Genomic DNA, 14,564 nt, shown 5'->3' on the forward strand with positions numbered 1-14,564 from the left:
CGATTCATCCCGCTTGGCTGCGTGTGTACGGCACTTGTACATTCAAATCGAGCTGGCGCCGGCACAGCGTGCTGAAGTCAGGTACCGGCCAAGCAAGCCCACACAAATGCAGCACCGACTCGGCAAGACCCGTGGTCTGCCGCAGTGCCAAGCCAAACAGGTTCTTGAGCGTCAAACAAAATTGGATTGCTGCATCAGAGAACTTCCGACTGCGTCCGCGTTTGCCACTTGCCGTGGCAAACCAGCACATACCCTTGTCCAGCCACACCGTCAAAGAGCCTCGAGCTTTGAGGGATGCGTTGTACTGCTTCCAGTTGCTGGTTCTATAGCGGGGTTTGCGGGGCTGACTCATGCAGCAAGCCTACCGCTGGAAGAGCAACGATTTATGCAACAACGTCACTCATCTCCCGAGCCTACCTCACCTGCGACCGGCATTTATGCAACAACGCCCATCGCTCCTAGAGCTTCATGAATCACCAGCTTGACATTCAGAAACTCGAGTTAGCAAATCGCGCCCTTCTTAAAGCTGGTGCAGGGCTGGGGTGATTTCAAGCTAATCCAGCGAAACCTGGGCTAGCTCAAACGAGGGAATAAGGCAGCACGACATCCATTACAAGATACGCAAAAGGTGCATTCGCTCCACTGAATTCCAGAATCCACGAAAAGCTCTCGTTTTTGCTTCCGGATTGAGAGCAAAGAAAAAGCCCCGTGTATTGCTACACGGGGCTGTGTTCTTTGGTGGGTCCTGCGAGATTCGAACTCGCGACCAACGGATTAAAAGTCCGCTGCTCTACCGACTGAGCTAAAGACCCGACCTGTCGCTTTGCAAAACAAGCTGCTTAGCTAGCGAAGACCTAGATTGTAGCATCGGTTTTCAGACGATCTGGAAAGATGCACCATTTTTTGAAGAACGCGCGATCTCGTCGAGCACCCAGCCTGCCGCGCACTGCCCAAAGGTGGCAGTCACCGCCACCACCGAGCCGTAGCCACTGCAGTTGAGGCTGCTGTCCGCTGCACCCGAAAGCTGGCAGGATGCATCCGGTGGGGCCACCGATTCGCGGCTGAACACCGTCATCACACCCATCTTCTTGCCTTCCTTCGGGGCGTTGAACTCCTTGCGCAGGCGGTAACGCAGTTGCGCCAGCAAGGGGTCGTGCGTGGTCTGGGACAGGTCATCCACCTCGACCTTGTGCGCAAGGCGCTTGCCGCCTGCCGCACCCACACTGATGAAGCACCGCTTGGCACGGCGCGCCCACTGGGCCATCGCCACTTTGGCCTTGACCTGGTCACAGGCATCAATGACCGCATCGACCCCATCCGGCAGGATGCCAGGCCAGTTGGCAGGATCCACGAATTCCTCGATCCCATGCACCACGCACGCCGGGTTGATTTGCGCGATCCGATCGCGCATGGCATCGACCTTGGCCTGCCCCACCGTGCCGGTGAGGGCATGAATCTGGCGATTGATGTTGGACTCCGCCACGTTGTCCAGGTCAATCAGCGTCAAGGCGCCCACACCACTGCGCGCTAATGCCTCGGCCGCCCAGGATCCCACGCCGCCCACACCGATCACGGCGACATGGGACTGCCGGATGCGGGCCGCGCCCTGGACGCCATACAGGCGCTCCAGCCCGGCAAAGCGACGCTGCAGATCTACAGCGCCCAAAAAATCATCGCCGGCAGGGCCGGCGATGGTGCTGTGCACAGGGTTTGGTGCCGTCATCACTTCAAACGTTGCAGGCGCTCTTTGGCGGTGCTTGCCGCTTCCGAGGCCGGGTAGTCGCGCACCAAGTCTTGCAGGGTTTTGACCGCCCCCTTGGTGTCTTTCAATTCAAGCTGGCAGTTCGCAATGGACAGCGAGGCATCAGCGGCACGGGTGTGCTGCGGCGCGGCCTTGAGCATGGAGCGGAAATTGGCAATCGCTTCCTTGTAGTCACGACCGGCATACTGGGTGTTGCCCAGCCAGAACCGCGCAGAAGGCATGTACCCGCTGTTGGGGTAGCTGTTCACGAAGTTCGCAAAGGCTTTGCGTGCACCGGCAAAGTCGCCAGCCCGGAACTGCTCCAGCGCCGCATCGAAGTCACGCTTTTCCGCAGGATCTGCCGAGAACTCCAGGCCATCAACCTGCACCTGCACGGGCTCAAACCTGCGCAAGCGATCGTCCAAGCCTTTGGCCAGATCTTTCTGGCGGCTTTGCAGCTCCGCCACCTGGCGTTCCAGCTGCTCATTGGCGCCGGTGAGCTGGGCGATTTCGCGCCGCATGGATTCAATTTGCGACTGCAAGTCCAGCAGGCTGCGACGCATCTGGGCCGTTTCCTGGGTGCTGGTGTCAAAGCGTTGGCGCAATTCCAGAATGGCACGGCGTGCTTCCGCATCTTCCAGGAAGGCGTATGCCGGATGAACCAGGACCGTGCACAGGCCCAGAGCGGCCAGTACACGGACACTCATCCGCAAAGATCCATTGCGAATGCTCATGCTTTAACGGTAGGAGATTTCAGCGCGACGGTTCTGCGAGTACGCAGCTTCGTTGCTGCCAGCGGCAGCAGGCTTTTCTTCACCAAAGCTCACGGCTTCCACTTGGCTGTCGCTCACACCCAGCAGGTTCAGGGAACGGCGCACAGCTTCGGCACGCTTTTGGCCCAGAGCCAGGTTGTATTCACGACCACCGCGCTCGTCGGTGTGACCTTCGATGGTGACCTTGCGAGCAGCGTCAGCCTTGATGAAGCGCGCATTGGCGTCCACCAGACCTTGGGCTTCGGACTTCACGACAAAGCTGTCGAAGTCGAAGTACACCACGCGACCCACACCCTTGGGGCCGCCATCAGCAGCGATTTGACCGCCTGTCAGATCCACACCGGTCACACCGCTGGCGGAGCCGGAAGTGTTGGCGCCACCGTTGTTGTTGCCAGCGTTGGCGTTTTCGTCCAGCTTGACGCCGGAAGAGCAGCCAGCCATCAGGGCGGCCACGGACAATGCGATAGAAACTCGCTTAAACGTAATCATCAAAATTCTCCTTGCCTAGGAATTACTAGGTAATTAATAGAACGCAACCCGCTAACAAAGGTTTACGTCAATTCAATATTTTTGATAAGGGCCCCAATCGGGTTCCCGAATCTCACCACCCTGCCCTGCCAAACGCGCCTTGATCTTGCCGTCCAAGGTGGTCGTCATCAAGGCTTCGCGCCCGCCTTGCTTGGTCGCGTACACGATCAGACGGCTGTTGGGCGCAAAGCTCGGGCTTTCATCATCGCTGGTGTCTGTGACAGCGGTGGCAGTGCCACCATCCAAGTCCATCACGTACAGCTTGAAGGCACCGCCGACGCGCGAGATGTAGGCCAACCAGCGGCCATCAGGACTGACTGCTGGAGAGATGTTGTAGTTCCCGGTGAAGGTCACACGCTGGGCGGCACCGCCGCCTGCACCAACCTTGTAGATCTGGGGGGAGCCGCCACGGTCGCTGACGAAGTAGATGGTCTTGCCATCGGCCGAGAACGCGGGCTCGGTGTCGATGCCATTGCTCTGCGTCAGGCGGGTGGGCTGGCCGCCCTGCGAGCTGATGCGGTACAGCTGCGACAAACCATCACGCGTCAGGGTTACCGCCAGCGAGGCGCCATCCGGCGACCAAGCCGGTGCACTGTTCGAGCCGCGGAAGTTCGCCACCAGGCGGCGGCGGCCGCTGGCGACCTCATGCACATACACCACGGGTTTGCGCGCTTCGAACGACACATAGGCCAGCTCGCCACCGTTGGGCGACCAGGCGGGCGAGATGATGGGTTCGGTGCTGGACAGCGCCGACTGGGCGTTCTCGCCATCGGCATCGGCCACCCACAGCACATAGCGCTTGGCGGCCTTGGTCACGTAGGCAATGCGGGTCGAGAAAATGCCGCGCTCGCCGGTCAGCTTTTCATAGATGAAGTCCGAAATACGGTGCGCCACCAGGCGCAGGTCCGCCTGGGTGACGGCAAAGCCCTGGCCACCCAGATCCTGCCCCTTGACCACATCCCACAGGCGAAAGCGCACATCGAAACGTCCATCGGCCATGCGTGTGATGCTGCCGGTCACCAGGGCGTCGGCGGCGCGCTGGCGCCATTGCGCCATGTCGGGGCGCGAGGTTTCATCCAGGCGCTCGCTGCTGGCATCGACGTTACGGAACTGGCCGCTGCGCTCCAGGTCGGCGCGCACAATTTGCGAAATCTTCTGGGGGGCGCCCTCTTCGCCGCGAAAGCTCGGCAAGGCAATCGGCAACTGGGTCAAGCCCACGCCGGTCACTTCGACCCGGAACTGGGCCAGTGCAGGCAGGACAGGGGATGCGGCCAGTGCGGCCAGCAGGGAGCGGCGTGAAGCAAGCGGCGTGAGCGCCTGCAGGGAATGGAGGGGGGATTGGTGTTCAGTATTCATGCGCAGCCATCATGTGCCGGATTAGGCTCCGGGTGCTCCCTAGGATGTTACACACACTTGTGCGGGTCTGGACACATAGTCGCTGTGTCAATGTGTTTAAGAGGGTGGATACAGCGGGCACGTAGAATCCTGGCCCACATGCAAAACACCGACAAAAACATTCGCATGGTGGCCCCCGCCACCAGCGACCTGACCCTGCGCCAGCGGCTCGTGCGGGTGGCGCCCTATTTTGGTCAGCAGCGCATCGCCTGGGGCATTGCCATCCTGGCCACGCTGGTGGGCGCTGCCACGGAACCACTCATTCCGGCGCTCTTGCAGCCCTTGCTCGACAGCGGCTTCACCCAAGGCACGCTCAATCTGTGGATGGTGCCTTTGTTCATTGTCGGGCTGTTCCTGGTGCGTGGCGTGGCGCAGTTCGCTGGCCAGTATGCCCTCTCGCGGATCGCCAACGAAGGCATGCTGCGCCTGCGCAAAGACCTGTTTACCCGCATCCAGGTTGCGCAGATGGACCTGTTTGCCAAGCAATCGGCCAGTGCGCTGTCCAACACCGTGGTGTACGAGGTGCAGACCGGGGCCACGCAACTGGTCCAGGCCTTTTTGGCCATCTCGCGCGACGGCTTCACCCTGGTGGCGCTGCTGGGCTATCTGCTGTACCTGAACTGGCAGCTGACCCTGGCCGTGGCCTTCATCGTGCCCGCCGTGGGCTGGATCATGAAAACGCTGTCCAAGCGCCTGTACCGCATCACCAAGAGCAGCCAGCAGGCCACCGACGCCCTGGCCTATGTGGTCGAGGAAAACGTGCTGGCCCACCGCATGGTGCGCCTGCACGGAGCCCAGCAGGCCCAGGCCCAGCGCTTTGTGGGCCTGAGCCGCGAGCTGCGCAAGCTCAACATCAAGTCCACGATCGCCTCCGCCGCGATGACGCCCACCACCCAGCTGATGGCGGCCATCGCCCTGTCGGCGGTGATCTGCATCGCCCTGTGGCAGGGCCGCAGCGAGAACGTGACCGTGGGCAGCTTTGTGGCCTTCATCAGCGCCATGCTGATGCTGATCGCCCCGCTGCGTCGCATGGCGGACGTGGCCAACCCCATCACACGCGGCGTGGCGGCCCTGGAGCGGGGCCTGGCCCTGATGGAAGACAGCAGCGCCGAGCCCAGCGGCACGCAGCGCCCTGCCGAGGTGCGTGGCGCCATCACCCTTCGGGACATCAGCGTGTCCTTTGGCGATGACAAGGCACCCGCCCTGCAACAGGTCAGCCTGCAGGTGCAGCCCGGCGAAGTGGTGGCCCTGGTCGGCCCCTCCGGCGCCGGCAAGACCACCCTGGTCAACCTGCTGCCGCGCTTTCTGGACCCCACGGCCGGCGAGGTGCTGATGGATGGCGTGGCACTGCCGGACTGGGACCTGCACTACCTGCGCCAGCAGTTCGCCATGGTCAGCCAGGATGTGGTGATGTTCAACGACAGCGTCGCCGCCAACGTGGCCCTGGGCGCCGACGTGGACGAGGCCCGTGTCTGGTCCTGCCTGGAGGCCGCCAACCTGGCCGAGCACGTGCGCCAGATGCCCCAGGGCATCCACACCGAAGTGGGCCACAACGCCACCCAGCTGTCCGGCGGCCAGCGCCAGCGCCTGGCCATCGCCCGCGCGCTGTACAAGGACGCACCGGTGCTGATCCTGGACGAGGCCACCTCGGCGTTGGACACCGAATCCGAGCGCCTGGTGCAGCAAGCCCTGCAGACCCTGATGCAGGGCCGCACCACCCTGGTGATTGCCCACCGCCTGTCCACCATCGAGCACGCCGACCGCGTGGTGGTGATGGAGCGTGGCCGGATTGCCGAACAGGGCACGCACGCCGAGCTGCTGGCCCTCAACGGCCTGTACGCCCGCCTGCAGGCGCATGTGACGGCCCACTGAGCCCGCAGACAACGCCGCCGGCACGGGCCATGCCCTCTGCGCCTGCGCTACAGGGCGCGGCTCACCGCCCGAAGTCGACACAAAAAAAGAGCGCCTGGCGCTTGCCCAGCCTGAGGTTCAATGCCAAAACCATTGAAAACCCAGGTGAAGCAAGCGTCAAGCGCTCTTTTTATTGCTGCATCCAACTACCACGTGGCCTTGGAGCGGCGCGTGGCGTCGTAAGCGGTCTGCAGGATGCGCACCATGTAGTCGCGGTCCGAACGGCGTGCAAAGTCCACCGCCGTCAGGCCCAGCTGGTTGCGCAGCTGCACGTCGGCACCGGCATTCAGCAGCAGCTCCACCATGGCCTGCGAGCCATACTGCGCCGCAAGCATCAACGGCGTGCTGCCGTTGGGCGACTCGGCGTCGATGTAGGCGTGCTCGTCCAGCAGCAGCTGCGCAATCGCCAGGCTGTGCGGCGCGTCGGCGCTGGCGGCATAGTGCAGCGGCGCCCAGCCGGGCTGGTTGATGCGCGCGCCCAGCGACAGCAGTTCGCGCACCAGATCCAGCTGGCCCTTGATGCAGGCCAGCATCAACGGGGTCTCGCCCTGCGGATTGGCATCGTTGACCCGCAGGCCGGGCGTCTGCAGCAGCACCTGGGCCACGCGCCAGGAATCGTTGCGCATGGCGCGCACCACCCCGGGGTTGCCGTGGCTGTCCAGCGTGTTCGGGTCCAGCCCGCGCTGCAGCAGCTCGCGCACGCGCACAAAGTCGTCGCGGATGATGGCGGTCTCGAAATCCGCAGCCAGGCTGGCCTGCGCGGGCCAGGCCCACACCAGCGCACTGGCGCCGGCGGCCTGCAACAGGGCGCGGCGCTTCATCCGCCCACCACGCCCGTGAACAGGCGGTCAAAGTTGTCACTGGTCATCTGGGCCACTTCCTCCACACGCAGACCCCGCACCTGTGCCACCTGCTGGGCCACATACGGCACCAGCGCCGGGGTGTTGGTCTTGCCCCGGAAGGGCACAGGCGCCAGGTAGGGGCTGTCGGTTTCGATCAACAAACGTTCGGCCGGGACATAGGCCGCCACATCGCGCAGGTACTGCGCGCTCTTGAAGGTGACGATGCCCGACAGCGAAATGTAAAAGCCCAGGTCCAGCGCGGCCTTGGCCACCTCCAGGCTTTCGGCGAAGCAATGGAACACCCCACCGGCACTGCCTGCGCGGCCGTCCTCGCCCTCTTCGCGCAGGATGCGCAGCGTGTCCTCCTGCGCCGCACGGGTGTGGATCACCAGGGGCTTGCGGCACTGCTGGGCCGCACGGATGTGGGTGCGGAACCGCGCGCGCTGCCACTCCATGTCGGCGATCGTGCGCCCCCCTTTGCGGTCTTCCATGCCGTAGTAGTCCAGGCCGGTCTCGCCAATGCCCACCACGCGCGGCAGCGCGGCCCGCTCGACCAGGTCCTGCACGCTGGGCTCGGTCATGTGCTCGGTGTCAGGGTGCACGCCCACGGTGCACCACAGGTTGCCATGGGCCAGCGCCAGCGCATGCACATCGGGAAACTCTTCCATGGTGCAGGAAATGCACAGCGCGCGCGTCACCTGGGCGGCGGACATGGCCTCCAGGATGGTCGGCAGCTGGGCCGACAGTTCCGGAAAATTCAGGTGGCAGTGGGAATCGGTAAACATCAGCGAGCTATCGTACAAAAAACAATGCCGACCGGGGCACGCCCCAGCCGGCATGGCAAAAAAAGCGGTGCGGCCTTACAGGGTCTGCGTGGGTCGGTCCGAAGCAATGGCCGTGCCCAGCATCTGCTCGATCTTGACCTTGAGCTGGGCCGACTTGTCGTCCTTGGGGAAGCGCACGCCAATGCCTTGCGTGCGGTTGCCCCCGGCGCCCGCGGGCGTCACCCAGCCGACCTTGCCGGCTATCGGGTAGCGCTGGGTGTCTTCGGGCAGGGTCAGCAGCACATAGACATCGTCCCCCAGGCGGAACTCCCGCGGCGTGGCGACGAAGATACCGCCTTCGGCAAACAGGGAGATGTAGGCCGCGTACAAAGCCCCTTTCTCCTTGAGGGCCAGTTGCAACACGCTGGGACGGGGTGGTGATGGCTGCATGCTCATGTGGCTGAAATAAGTGGCGTCAGGCCTTGGAGTGTAGAACCGTGCGGGCCTGGGCGACAAGCACCTCGGTCATCAAACCGGCGTTGAACGGGTGCTCGGCGGTGCGCGCCTCCTGGGCCAGGGACTTGGCCCAGCGCGCCAGGATCATGGCCGATGGCGGCGCCGGCAGGTCCTGCGCGGCAAAGTAGCGCGGGGCCGCCCCCTGGGCCACGCACATCAGGTCGTGGCAGAGCTTTTGCAGCCACTGCACCACATCGGGCTGGCTCATGTCCGCAAAAATGGCTGCGTCGCCGGCAGCCACGGCCTTGGGCAGGCGCTGGAACAGCTCCAGCCCCTTGCCCGCCTGGGCCATGGCCAACGCATCCAGCGGGCGGCCGCCGGCGGCACGCAGCCAGGTCTGGGCCGGCCCCTCGGCCAGGCCCTGGGCCTGCAGCCACTGCAGCATCTGCGCCTCGTGCGGCCACAGCATGGTGTGGGTCAGGCAACGGCTGCGGATGGTGGGCAGCAGCTGGTGCGCGGCTTCCGTGGCCAGCACGAAGCGCACGTCGCCCGGGGGCTCCTCCAGCGTCTTGAGCAAGGCATTGGCCGTGATGGCGTTCATCTGCTCGGCCGGGTAGACCAGCACCGCCTTGCCACGGCCACGTGCGCTGGTGCGTTGCGTGAACTCCACCGCATCGCGCATGGCGTCGACACGGATTTCCTTGCTGGGCTTGCGCTTCTTGTCGTCGATCTCGGCCTGAGCCTTTTCGCTCAGCGGCCAGCCACGCGCCAACATGTCGGCCTCGGGCATCAGCACGCACAGGTCGGCATGGGCGTGCACGTCGATGCTGTGGCAGCTGGCGCAGTGGCCGCAGGCCCCGTGCGCGCCGGGCTGCTCGCACAGCCAGGCCCGCACCAGGGCCATGCCCAGCTCGAACTGCCCCATGCCCGAAGGGCCCTGCAGCAGCCAGGCGTGGCCGCGCTGGGCCATCAGGGACTGGTGCTGCGCCTGCAGCCAGGGGGCCAGGGGGGTGACGGCGTCGCTCACGCAGCACCTCCGGCCAGCCAGCCGCGCGCCTGCAGCACCGCGGTCACCTGCTGCCACACGGCCTCGCGGCTCTGGTGCGCGTCGATGCGCGCAAACCGCCCCGGCGCCTGGGCACAGCGGCGGGCATAGCCATCCGCCACCGCGGCAAAGAACGCCTGGGGCTGGGCTTCAAAACGGTCGGGCACGCGCGCGGTGGCCAGACGCTCGGCCGCCACGGCGGCGGGCAGGTCGAACCAGATGGTCAGATCGGGTTCACGCATCAAACTGGCATCCAGCCCGCACCCCGTCTGCGCCATGCGCTCCAAAACTAGGAGCTTTTGCCAGTCGAAGCCCCGCCCTGCTCCCTGGTAGGCGAAGGTGGCATCGGTGAAACGGTCGCTGATGACCACCTCGCCGCGCGCCAGCGCGGGCTCGATCACCTGGACCAGGTGGTCACGGCGGGCGGCAAACACCACCAGGGCCTCGGTCAGCGGGTCCATGGCATCGTGCAGCAGCAGCTGGCGCAGCTTTTCCGCCAGCGGCGTGCCACCGGGCTCGCGCGTCAGGGTCACCGTGCGCCCGGCCTGGCGGAAGGCCTGGGCCAGCGCGTCGATGTGCGAAGACTTGCCGGCGCCGTCGATGCCTTCAAAAGTGATGAAAAGTCCGGAAGGTGCAGCGAGGGTCACAACAAGGTCTCAATACAGATCAAAAGGGTGCGGTGGCCCAGCACGGGCCCCACCGCACAGCGGCACGCCACAGTTTAGGGGGTGCCGCGGATGTAGCGGTTGACGGCACGGTTGTGCTCGTCCAGCGTCGGGCTGAAATGGCTGCTGCCGTCACCACGCGCCACGAAATAGAAGGCCTTGGTAGGCTCGGGCCGCACGGCGGCCATCAGCGAGGCCTTACCCGGCATGGCAATCGGCGTGGGCGGCAGGCCGGCACGGGTATAGGTGTTCCAGGGCGTGTCGGCCTGCAGGTCACGGCGACGCAGGTTGCCATCGAACGCCTCGCCCAGGCCATAGATCACCGTGGGGTCGGTCTGCAGCCGCATGCCGATGCGCAGGCGGTTGGTGAACACGCCGGCCACCAACCCCCGGTCGCTGGCGCGACCGGTTTCCTTTTCCACGATGCTGGCCAGGATCAGCGCCTCGTCCACGTTCTTCAACGGGGTGTCGGGCGTGCGCTGCTCCCAGGCCTGTTCCAGGTGGCGCTCCATGGAGCGCAGGGCGCGGCGCAGCACCGCCAGCTCGCTGCTGCCCCGGGCGTAGGTGTAGGTGTCGGGGAAGAAGCGCCCTTCGGCGGCCACGCCCGGCCGCTCCAGCGCGGCCATGATCTCAGCCTCGCTCATCTGCGCGGTGTCGTGCTTGAGGAATTCATCCTGGGCGATCGCCGCGCGCATCTGGCGGAAGGTCCAACCCTCGACAAAGGTGATGGCGCGCAAGCTTTCCTCGCCGCGCACCAGCTTCTGCAGCAGGCTGCGCGGCGTGGTGCCGGCGGTGATTTCGTAGTTGCCGGCGCGGATCTGGCGATCCTGCTGCGACAGGCGGAACCAGTAATACAACAGGCGCGCATCGGTCTGCACCCCGGCGCGGACCACCGCCTGCGCCACGCCGCGCGGCGTGGTGCCGGGCTCCACCTCGAGCTCGATGCTCTGACTGGCCATGCGTAGGGGCTGCCCCAGCCACCAGGCTGCCGCACCAGCCACCACCGCAGCCAGACCGGCCAAAAACAACAGCACTATGAGTAAGCGTCGCACAACCTTTTGCGTCCCATGAAAAAGATCGGGGATCATAATTCACCCATGACCCAGACTCTTCAAGGCATAGCCCCCATTTCGCACCTCGGCATCATCCGCGTACAGGGTGAAGACGCGGCCCAGTTTCTGCACAACCAACTGACCAATGACTTTGCGCTGCTGGATCTGCAGCATGCGCGGCTGGCCGCCTTCTGCTCGGCCAAGGGACGGATGCAGGCCAGCTTCATCGGCTTCAAGCGCGCGGCGGACGACATCCTGCTGGTCTGCAGCCGTGACCTGCTGGCGCCGACCCTCAAGCGCCTATCCATGTTCGTGCTGCGCGCCAAGGCGAAATTGAGCGATGCCAGCGCCGACTTCCAGCTGTTGGGTCTGGCCGGGGATGCCGTGCCCGGCGGCTTGCAGGCACCCTGGAGCCTGCAGACCACGGCCGACGGCGCCCACATCGTGCAGCTGTATCCCGCCGCCCAGCAACCCCGCGCGCTGTGGGTGGCACAGGTGGCCACGCCGGTCCCCACTGGGGCGGCGCTGAGCGCCGAGGCCTGGCTGTGGAGCGAAGTGGCCAGCGGCGTGGCCACCGTCTCGCAGCCGGTGTTCGAGCAGTTCGTGCCCCAGATGCTGAACTATGAGTCCGTCGGCGGCGTGAACTTCAAAAAGGGCTGCTACCCCGGCCAGGAAGTGGTGGCGCGCAGCCAGTTCCGCGGCACGCTCAAGCGCCGCGCCTTCATCGTGCATGCCGCCGGTCCGCTGTCGGCCGGCGCCGAAGTGTTTGCGGCCAGCGATGCCGAGCAAGCCACAGGCACCGTGGTGCAGGCCGCCCCGCGCCCGGACGGTGGCTGGGCCGCCATCGTCAGCATGCAGATCAGTGCCGCCGGCGAAGCCCTGACCGCAGGCAGCGCCAGCGGCGAGGCCCTGCAGCTGCAAGCCCTGCCCTACGCCCTGCTGGACGACATCTGATACGCAATTCCGCGTACGGCACGCGGGTGCAAGTGGACTAAAATTCTCGGCTGGCCTGTGTCCAAGCTCCGCAGTGTTCGCGCTGAGGAACTGGGCTTCAGGCCGTTGGCCAGCATGCGAAAAAATCCAAATTCTCAGGAACCCGGTTTTTCAGCATATAATCTAGGTCTTGTCGGCGTGTAGCGCAGCCTGGTAGCGCACTTGCATGGGGTGCAAGGGGTCGCGAGTTCGAATCCCGCCACGCCGACCATTGATATAGGAAAAGGGCTAACAGCATGCTGTTAGCCCTTTTTTGATGCCGAATTCATTTCTATTTTTCGCCCAGCACCTGGGCATCGACCGAGCAAAAAAATGATCGAAGGTTTGATTACCGGACGCCTGACCACCGACCCCAGCGAACGCACCGACCGCTTTGGCAAGACCTTCATGGTGGCGCGCATGCGTGCCACCGTGGGCGACGGCGGTCTGCGCGCCAACACGGGTGACGGCCCCAGCAGCCTGTTCGTGAACGTGGTGGCGTTCGACCCCGTGCCCTGCAACCAGCTGCGCGAGTTGCAGGAAGGCGATGTGGTATCGCTGGTCGGCCCCCTGACCCCCAAGGTCTGGACCGACCGCCAGGACATCAGCTACCCCGCCCTGGACGTGGTGGCCTACCGGGTGATGGCCTTGCCTCGCCCCGCCACGCCGGATTACCAGGGCTGATGCACCCACCGGGCGATGCCTGTCATCTCAAAAAGTCATATAAAAATAATAATTAATTCTCACAAAGAATATGGATGCCATATTACAGTGCTGCATCAATTCTTTGAGAGTGTGAGATGGTGAACAAACGCCTATTTATCCAAGCTGCACTGGCGGTTGCAACTGCCGGTGCCTTCAGCGTGCACGCCCAGGACGCCATCAAGGTGGGCGTCACCGCCGGCCCCCACGCCCAGATCATGGAGCACGTCAAGCAGGTCGCCGAGAAAGACGGCCTGAAGATCCAGATCGTCGAATTCAGCGACTACGTGCAGCCGAATGCCGCCCTGGCCGCAGGCGACCTGCAGGCCAACAGCTACCAGCACAGCCCCTACCTGGATGCCCAGGTCAAGGACCGCGGCTACAAGCTGGTGAAGCTGGCCAACACCGTCAACTTCCCCATCGGCCTGTACTCCAAGAAGGTCAAGAAGCTGGACGAACTCAAGACCGGCGCCAAGTTCGGCATTCCCAACGATCCCACCAACGGCGGTCGCGTGCTGCTGCTGCTGCAGGACCAGGGCCTGATCAAGCTCAAGCCCGGTGCAGGCCTGAAGGCCACGCCGCTGGACGTGATCGAGAACCCCAAGAAGCTGCGCTTCGTGGAACTGGACGCAGCCCAGCTGCCGCGTTCGCTGGATGACCTGGACGCCTCGGCGATCAACACCAACTTCGCCATGTCGGCCGGCCTGAACCCCAAGAAGGACGCGATCGCACTGGAGCGTGCCGATGGCCCCTACGTCAACATCCTGGTCGTGCGCGCCGGTGACGAAAAGCAGGCCTGGGCCAGCAAGCTGGTGAAGGCCTACCAGTCGCCTTCGACCCGCGAGTTTGTGGAAAAGCAATTCCAGGGCTCGGTGCTGCTGGGCTTCTAGTCCTGGGCCGCACCGCCGCCCTCCAGCCCCTGGCCTTGGTCAGGGGCTTTTTCATGGGGTGGCGCATCAAATTCCATAGCTGGCAGCGCTTGCTACACCTGGACTTCAACCCGTTTTCGGTGCAACTTGCAGCCAACGCAGGCGCCAACCGCTATCAAATTAGTCATCGCCACCCGGACGCCGCCGCCCCAGCCGCCGCGTTACGGATGTAACCCGGGGTGCTAGAATGCGCCCCCGTCACTCTTGCCCACGCCCTGGCGGCGGGCGCCAGGTGGCCCCACGGCCCCGCTATGCCCCACATAGCGGGGCTTTTACATCGTGATTTCACTGCGTCATCGCCCGATGGCGCATCGGCATCCCGATCTTGACGAAGTAAACCGGCCCGCAGAGGCCCATTTTTATGCCTGATGACAGTCCACACCGTTTTTCCAACCACGCGCTGCTGCTGACCCAGCGGCCTGCACGCCCCCAGGCCAAGCCGCCCGAGTTCACCACCCCTTGATTTCCTGTAGAGGTAGATAAATTGACCACCCATCATGATTCGCATGGAGTCGCCAAACTCCAAAAGACACTTGTCCTGTGGCAAGTCATCATCATCGGCCTGGCTTACATCCAGCCCATGACGTGAATCACACCGGCTTCCGTGGAGGCTCAACTCCTGAGAGGATTGAGTCATGAACACTAAAGCTGCTCGTTTTAGCCCAGAGGTACGTGAACGTGCCGTTCGTTTGGTGCAGGAATGCCAAGCGGATTACGCATCGCTGTGGGGCGCATGTGAATCGATAGCCCCCAAGATTGGCTGCTCTGTCAGCACCTTGCATGGATGGG

The 14,564-nt window shown here is 64.1% G+C and carries 15 protein-coding genes, 2 tRNA genes and 1 pseudogene; 6 read left to right on the forward strand and 12 right to left on the reverse strand.

What is annotated here, in order from left to right; all coding sequences use genetic code 11:
• Window positions 1-10: 10 nt before the first annotated feature.
• The 6 genes and pseudogenes from CA2_RS17785 to tolB all read right to left on the reverse strand — a co-directional run.
• Window positions 11-352 (reverse strand): annotated as a pseudogene (locus CA2_RS17785) (transposase); the annotation flags it as partial.
• 384 nt (window positions 353-736) lie between these two features.
• A tRNA-Lys gene (locus tag CA2_RS16510) sits at window positions 737-812 on the reverse strand.
• A 62-nt stretch (window positions 813-874) separates the two neighbouring features.
• Window positions 875-1,723, reverse strand: coding sequence for a tRNA threonylcarbamoyladenosine dehydratase (locus CA2_RS16515; protein ID WP_042420016.1), 849 nt, complete (start codon window positions 1,721-1,723; stop codon window positions 875-877).
• Window positions 1,723-2,448: a tol-pal system protein YbgF gene (gene ybgF / locus CA2_RS16520; protein WP_225890615.1), complete on the reverse strand. Its 726-nt coding sequence runs from the start codon at window positions 2,446-2,448 to the stop codon at window positions 1,723-1,725. Before ybgF ends, CA2_RS16515 begins: the two co-directional genes overlap by 1 nt.
• A 30-nt stretch (window positions 2,449-2,478) precedes the next feature.
• Window positions 2,479-3,003: a peptidoglycan-associated lipoprotein Pal gene (gene pal / locus CA2_RS16525; protein WP_042420022.1), complete on the reverse strand. Its 525-nt coding sequence runs from the start codon at window positions 3,001-3,003 to the stop codon at window positions 2,479-2,481.
• Window positions 3,004-3,075: 72 nt separating this feature from the next.
• Window positions 3,076-4,398 (reverse strand): Tol-Pal system beta propeller repeat protein TolB, encoded by a 1,323-nt coding sequence (tolB, locus tag CA2_RS16530; RefSeq protein WP_042420025.1) that lies wholly within the window; start codon window positions 4,396-4,398, stop codon window positions 3,076-3,078.
• A 138-nt stretch (window positions 4,399-4,536) separates the two neighbouring features.
• On the opposite strand from tolB, the gene msbA reads away from it, so the two are divergent.
• Window positions 4,537-6,309, forward strand: a complete 1,773-nt coding sequence (msbA, locus tag CA2_RS16535; RefSeq protein WP_042420028.1) for a lipid A export permease/ATP-binding protein MsbA — start codon at window positions 4,537-4,539, stop codon at window positions 6,307-6,309.
• Window positions 6,310-6,494: 185 nt separating this feature from the next.
• Here the strand turns inward: msbA and CA2_RS16540 are convergent, their stop codons facing one another.
• From CA2_RS16540 to mltG, 6 genes are all read right to left on the reverse strand, one after another.
• Complete coding sequence (locus CA2_RS16540) at window positions 6,495-7,169, reverse strand: ankyrin repeat domain-containing protein (RefSeq protein ID WP_042420030.1); 675 nt, start codon at window positions 7,167-7,169, stop codon at window positions 6,495-6,497.
• Entirely contained in the window at window positions 7,166-7,975 is an 810-nt protein-coding gene (locus tag CA2_RS16545; RefSeq protein ID WP_042420033.1) for a TatD family hydrolase, read from the reverse strand. The genes CA2_RS16540 and CA2_RS16545 overlap by 4 nt, the downstream gene beginning before the upstream one ends.
• A 75-nt stretch (window positions 7,976-8,050) precedes the next feature.
• Entirely contained in the window at window positions 8,051-8,410 is a 360-nt protein-coding gene (locus CA2_RS16550; protein ID WP_042420037.1) for a PilZ domain-containing protein, read from the reverse strand.
• Between the two features lie 19 nt (window positions 8,411-8,429).
• Entirely contained in the window at window positions 8,430-9,437 is a 1,008-nt protein-coding gene (locus tag CA2_RS16555) for a DNA polymerase III delta subunit-related protein (protein WP_042420039.1), read from the reverse strand.
• Window positions 9,434-10,102 (reverse strand): dTMP kinase, encoded by a 669-nt coding sequence (gene tmk / locus CA2_RS16560; RefSeq protein WP_042420041.1) that lies wholly within the window; start codon window positions 10,100-10,102, stop codon window positions 9,434-9,436. The genes CA2_RS16555 and tmk overlap by 4 nt, the downstream gene beginning before the upstream one ends.
• A 74-nt stretch (window positions 10,103-10,176) precedes the next feature.
• Entirely contained in the window at window positions 10,177-11,208 is a 1,032-nt protein-coding gene (mltG, locus tag CA2_RS16565) for an endolytic transglycosylase MltG (RefSeq protein WP_156106158.1), read from the reverse strand.
• A 9-nt stretch (window positions 11,209-11,217) separates the two neighbouring features.
• On the opposite strand from mltG, the gene ygfZ reads away from it, so the two are divergent.
• From ygfZ to CA2_RS18160, 5 genes are all read left to right on the forward strand, one after another.
• A complete protein-coding gene (gene ygfZ, locus CA2_RS16570; protein WP_042420045.1) occupies window positions 11,218-12,126 on the forward strand; it encodes a CAF17-like 4Fe-4S cluster assembly/insertion protein YgfZ in 909 nt (302 codons plus the stop codon).
• A 173-nt stretch (window positions 12,127-12,299) separates the two neighbouring features.
• Window positions 12,300-12,376 (forward strand) — tRNA-Pro (locus tag CA2_RS16575).
• Window positions 12,377-12,477: 101 nt separating this feature from the next.
• Window positions 12,478-12,828: a single-stranded DNA-binding protein gene (locus tag CA2_RS16580; RefSeq protein WP_042420047.1), complete on the forward strand. Its 351-nt coding sequence runs from the start codon at window positions 12,478-12,480 to the stop codon at window positions 12,826-12,828.
• Between the two features lie 116 nt (window positions 12,829-12,944).
• Window positions 12,945-13,736 (forward strand): MetQ/NlpA family ABC transporter substrate-binding protein, encoded by a 792-nt coding sequence (locus CA2_RS16585; protein WP_042420049.1) that lies wholly within the window; start codon window positions 12,945-12,947, stop codon window positions 13,734-13,736.
• Window positions 13,737-14,410: 674 nt separating this feature from the next.
• Window positions 14,411-14,564, forward strand: a 154-nt coding sequence (locus tag CA2_RS18160; protein WP_169741492.1) for a transposase, incomplete at its 3' end; no start/stop codon positions are given.

The organism is Comamonas aquatica NBRC 14918 (assembly GCF_000739875.1).
Classification (GTDB): Bacteria; Pseudomonadota; Gammaproteobacteria; order Burkholderiales; family Burkholderiaceae_C; genus Comamonas; species Comamonas aquatica.

What these genes read in the sequence shown, in the direction of transcription:
- CA2_RS16515 (WP_042420016.1), bottom strand. Translation starts at nt 1,723, where the DNA reads ATGACGGCACCAAACCCTGTGCACAGCACCATCGCCGGCCCTGCCGGC.
- ybgF (WP_225890615.1), bottom strand. Translation starts at nt 2,448, where the DNA reads ATGAGTGTCCGTGTACTGGCCGCTCTGGGCCTGTGCACGGTCCTGGTT.
- pal (WP_042420022.1), bottom strand. Translation starts at nt 3,003, where the DNA reads ATGATTACGTTTAAGCGAGTTTCTATCGCATTGTCCGTGGCCGCCCTG.
- tolB (WP_042420025.1), bottom strand. Translation starts at nt 4,398, where the DNA reads ATGAATACTGAACACCAATCCCCCCTCCATTCCCTGCAGGCGCTCACG.
- msbA (WP_042420028.1), top strand. Translation starts at nt 4,537, where the DNA reads ATGCAAAACACCGACAAAAACATTCGCATGGTGGCCCCCGCCACCAGC.
- CA2_RS16540 (WP_042420030.1), bottom strand. Translation starts at nt 7,169, where the DNA reads ATGAAGCGCCGCGCCCTGTTGCAGGCCGCCGGCGCCAGTGCGCTGGTG.
- CA2_RS16545 (WP_042420033.1), bottom strand. Translation starts at nt 7,975, where the DNA reads ATGTTTACCGATTCCCACTGCCACCTGAATTTTCCGGAACTGTCGGCC.
- CA2_RS16550 (WP_042420037.1), bottom strand. Translation starts at nt 8,410, where the DNA reads ATGAGCATGCAGCCATCACCACCCCGTCCCAGCGTGTTGCAACTGGCC.
- mltG (WP_156106158.1), bottom strand. Translation starts at nt 11,208, where the DNA reads ATGATCCCCGATCTTTTTCATGGGACGCAAAAGGTTGTGCGACGCTTA.
- ygfZ (WP_042420045.1), top strand. Translation starts at nt 11,218, where the DNA reads ATGACCCAGACTCTTCAAGGCATAGCCCCCATTTCGCACCTCGGCATC.
- CA2_RS16580 (WP_042420047.1), top strand. Translation starts at nt 12,478, where the DNA reads ATGATCGAAGGTTTGATTACCGGACGCCTGACCACCGACCCCAGCGAA.
- CA2_RS16585 (WP_042420049.1), top strand. Translation starts at nt 12,945, where the DNA reads ATGGTGAACAAACGCCTATTTATCCAAGCTGCACTGGCGGTTGCAACT.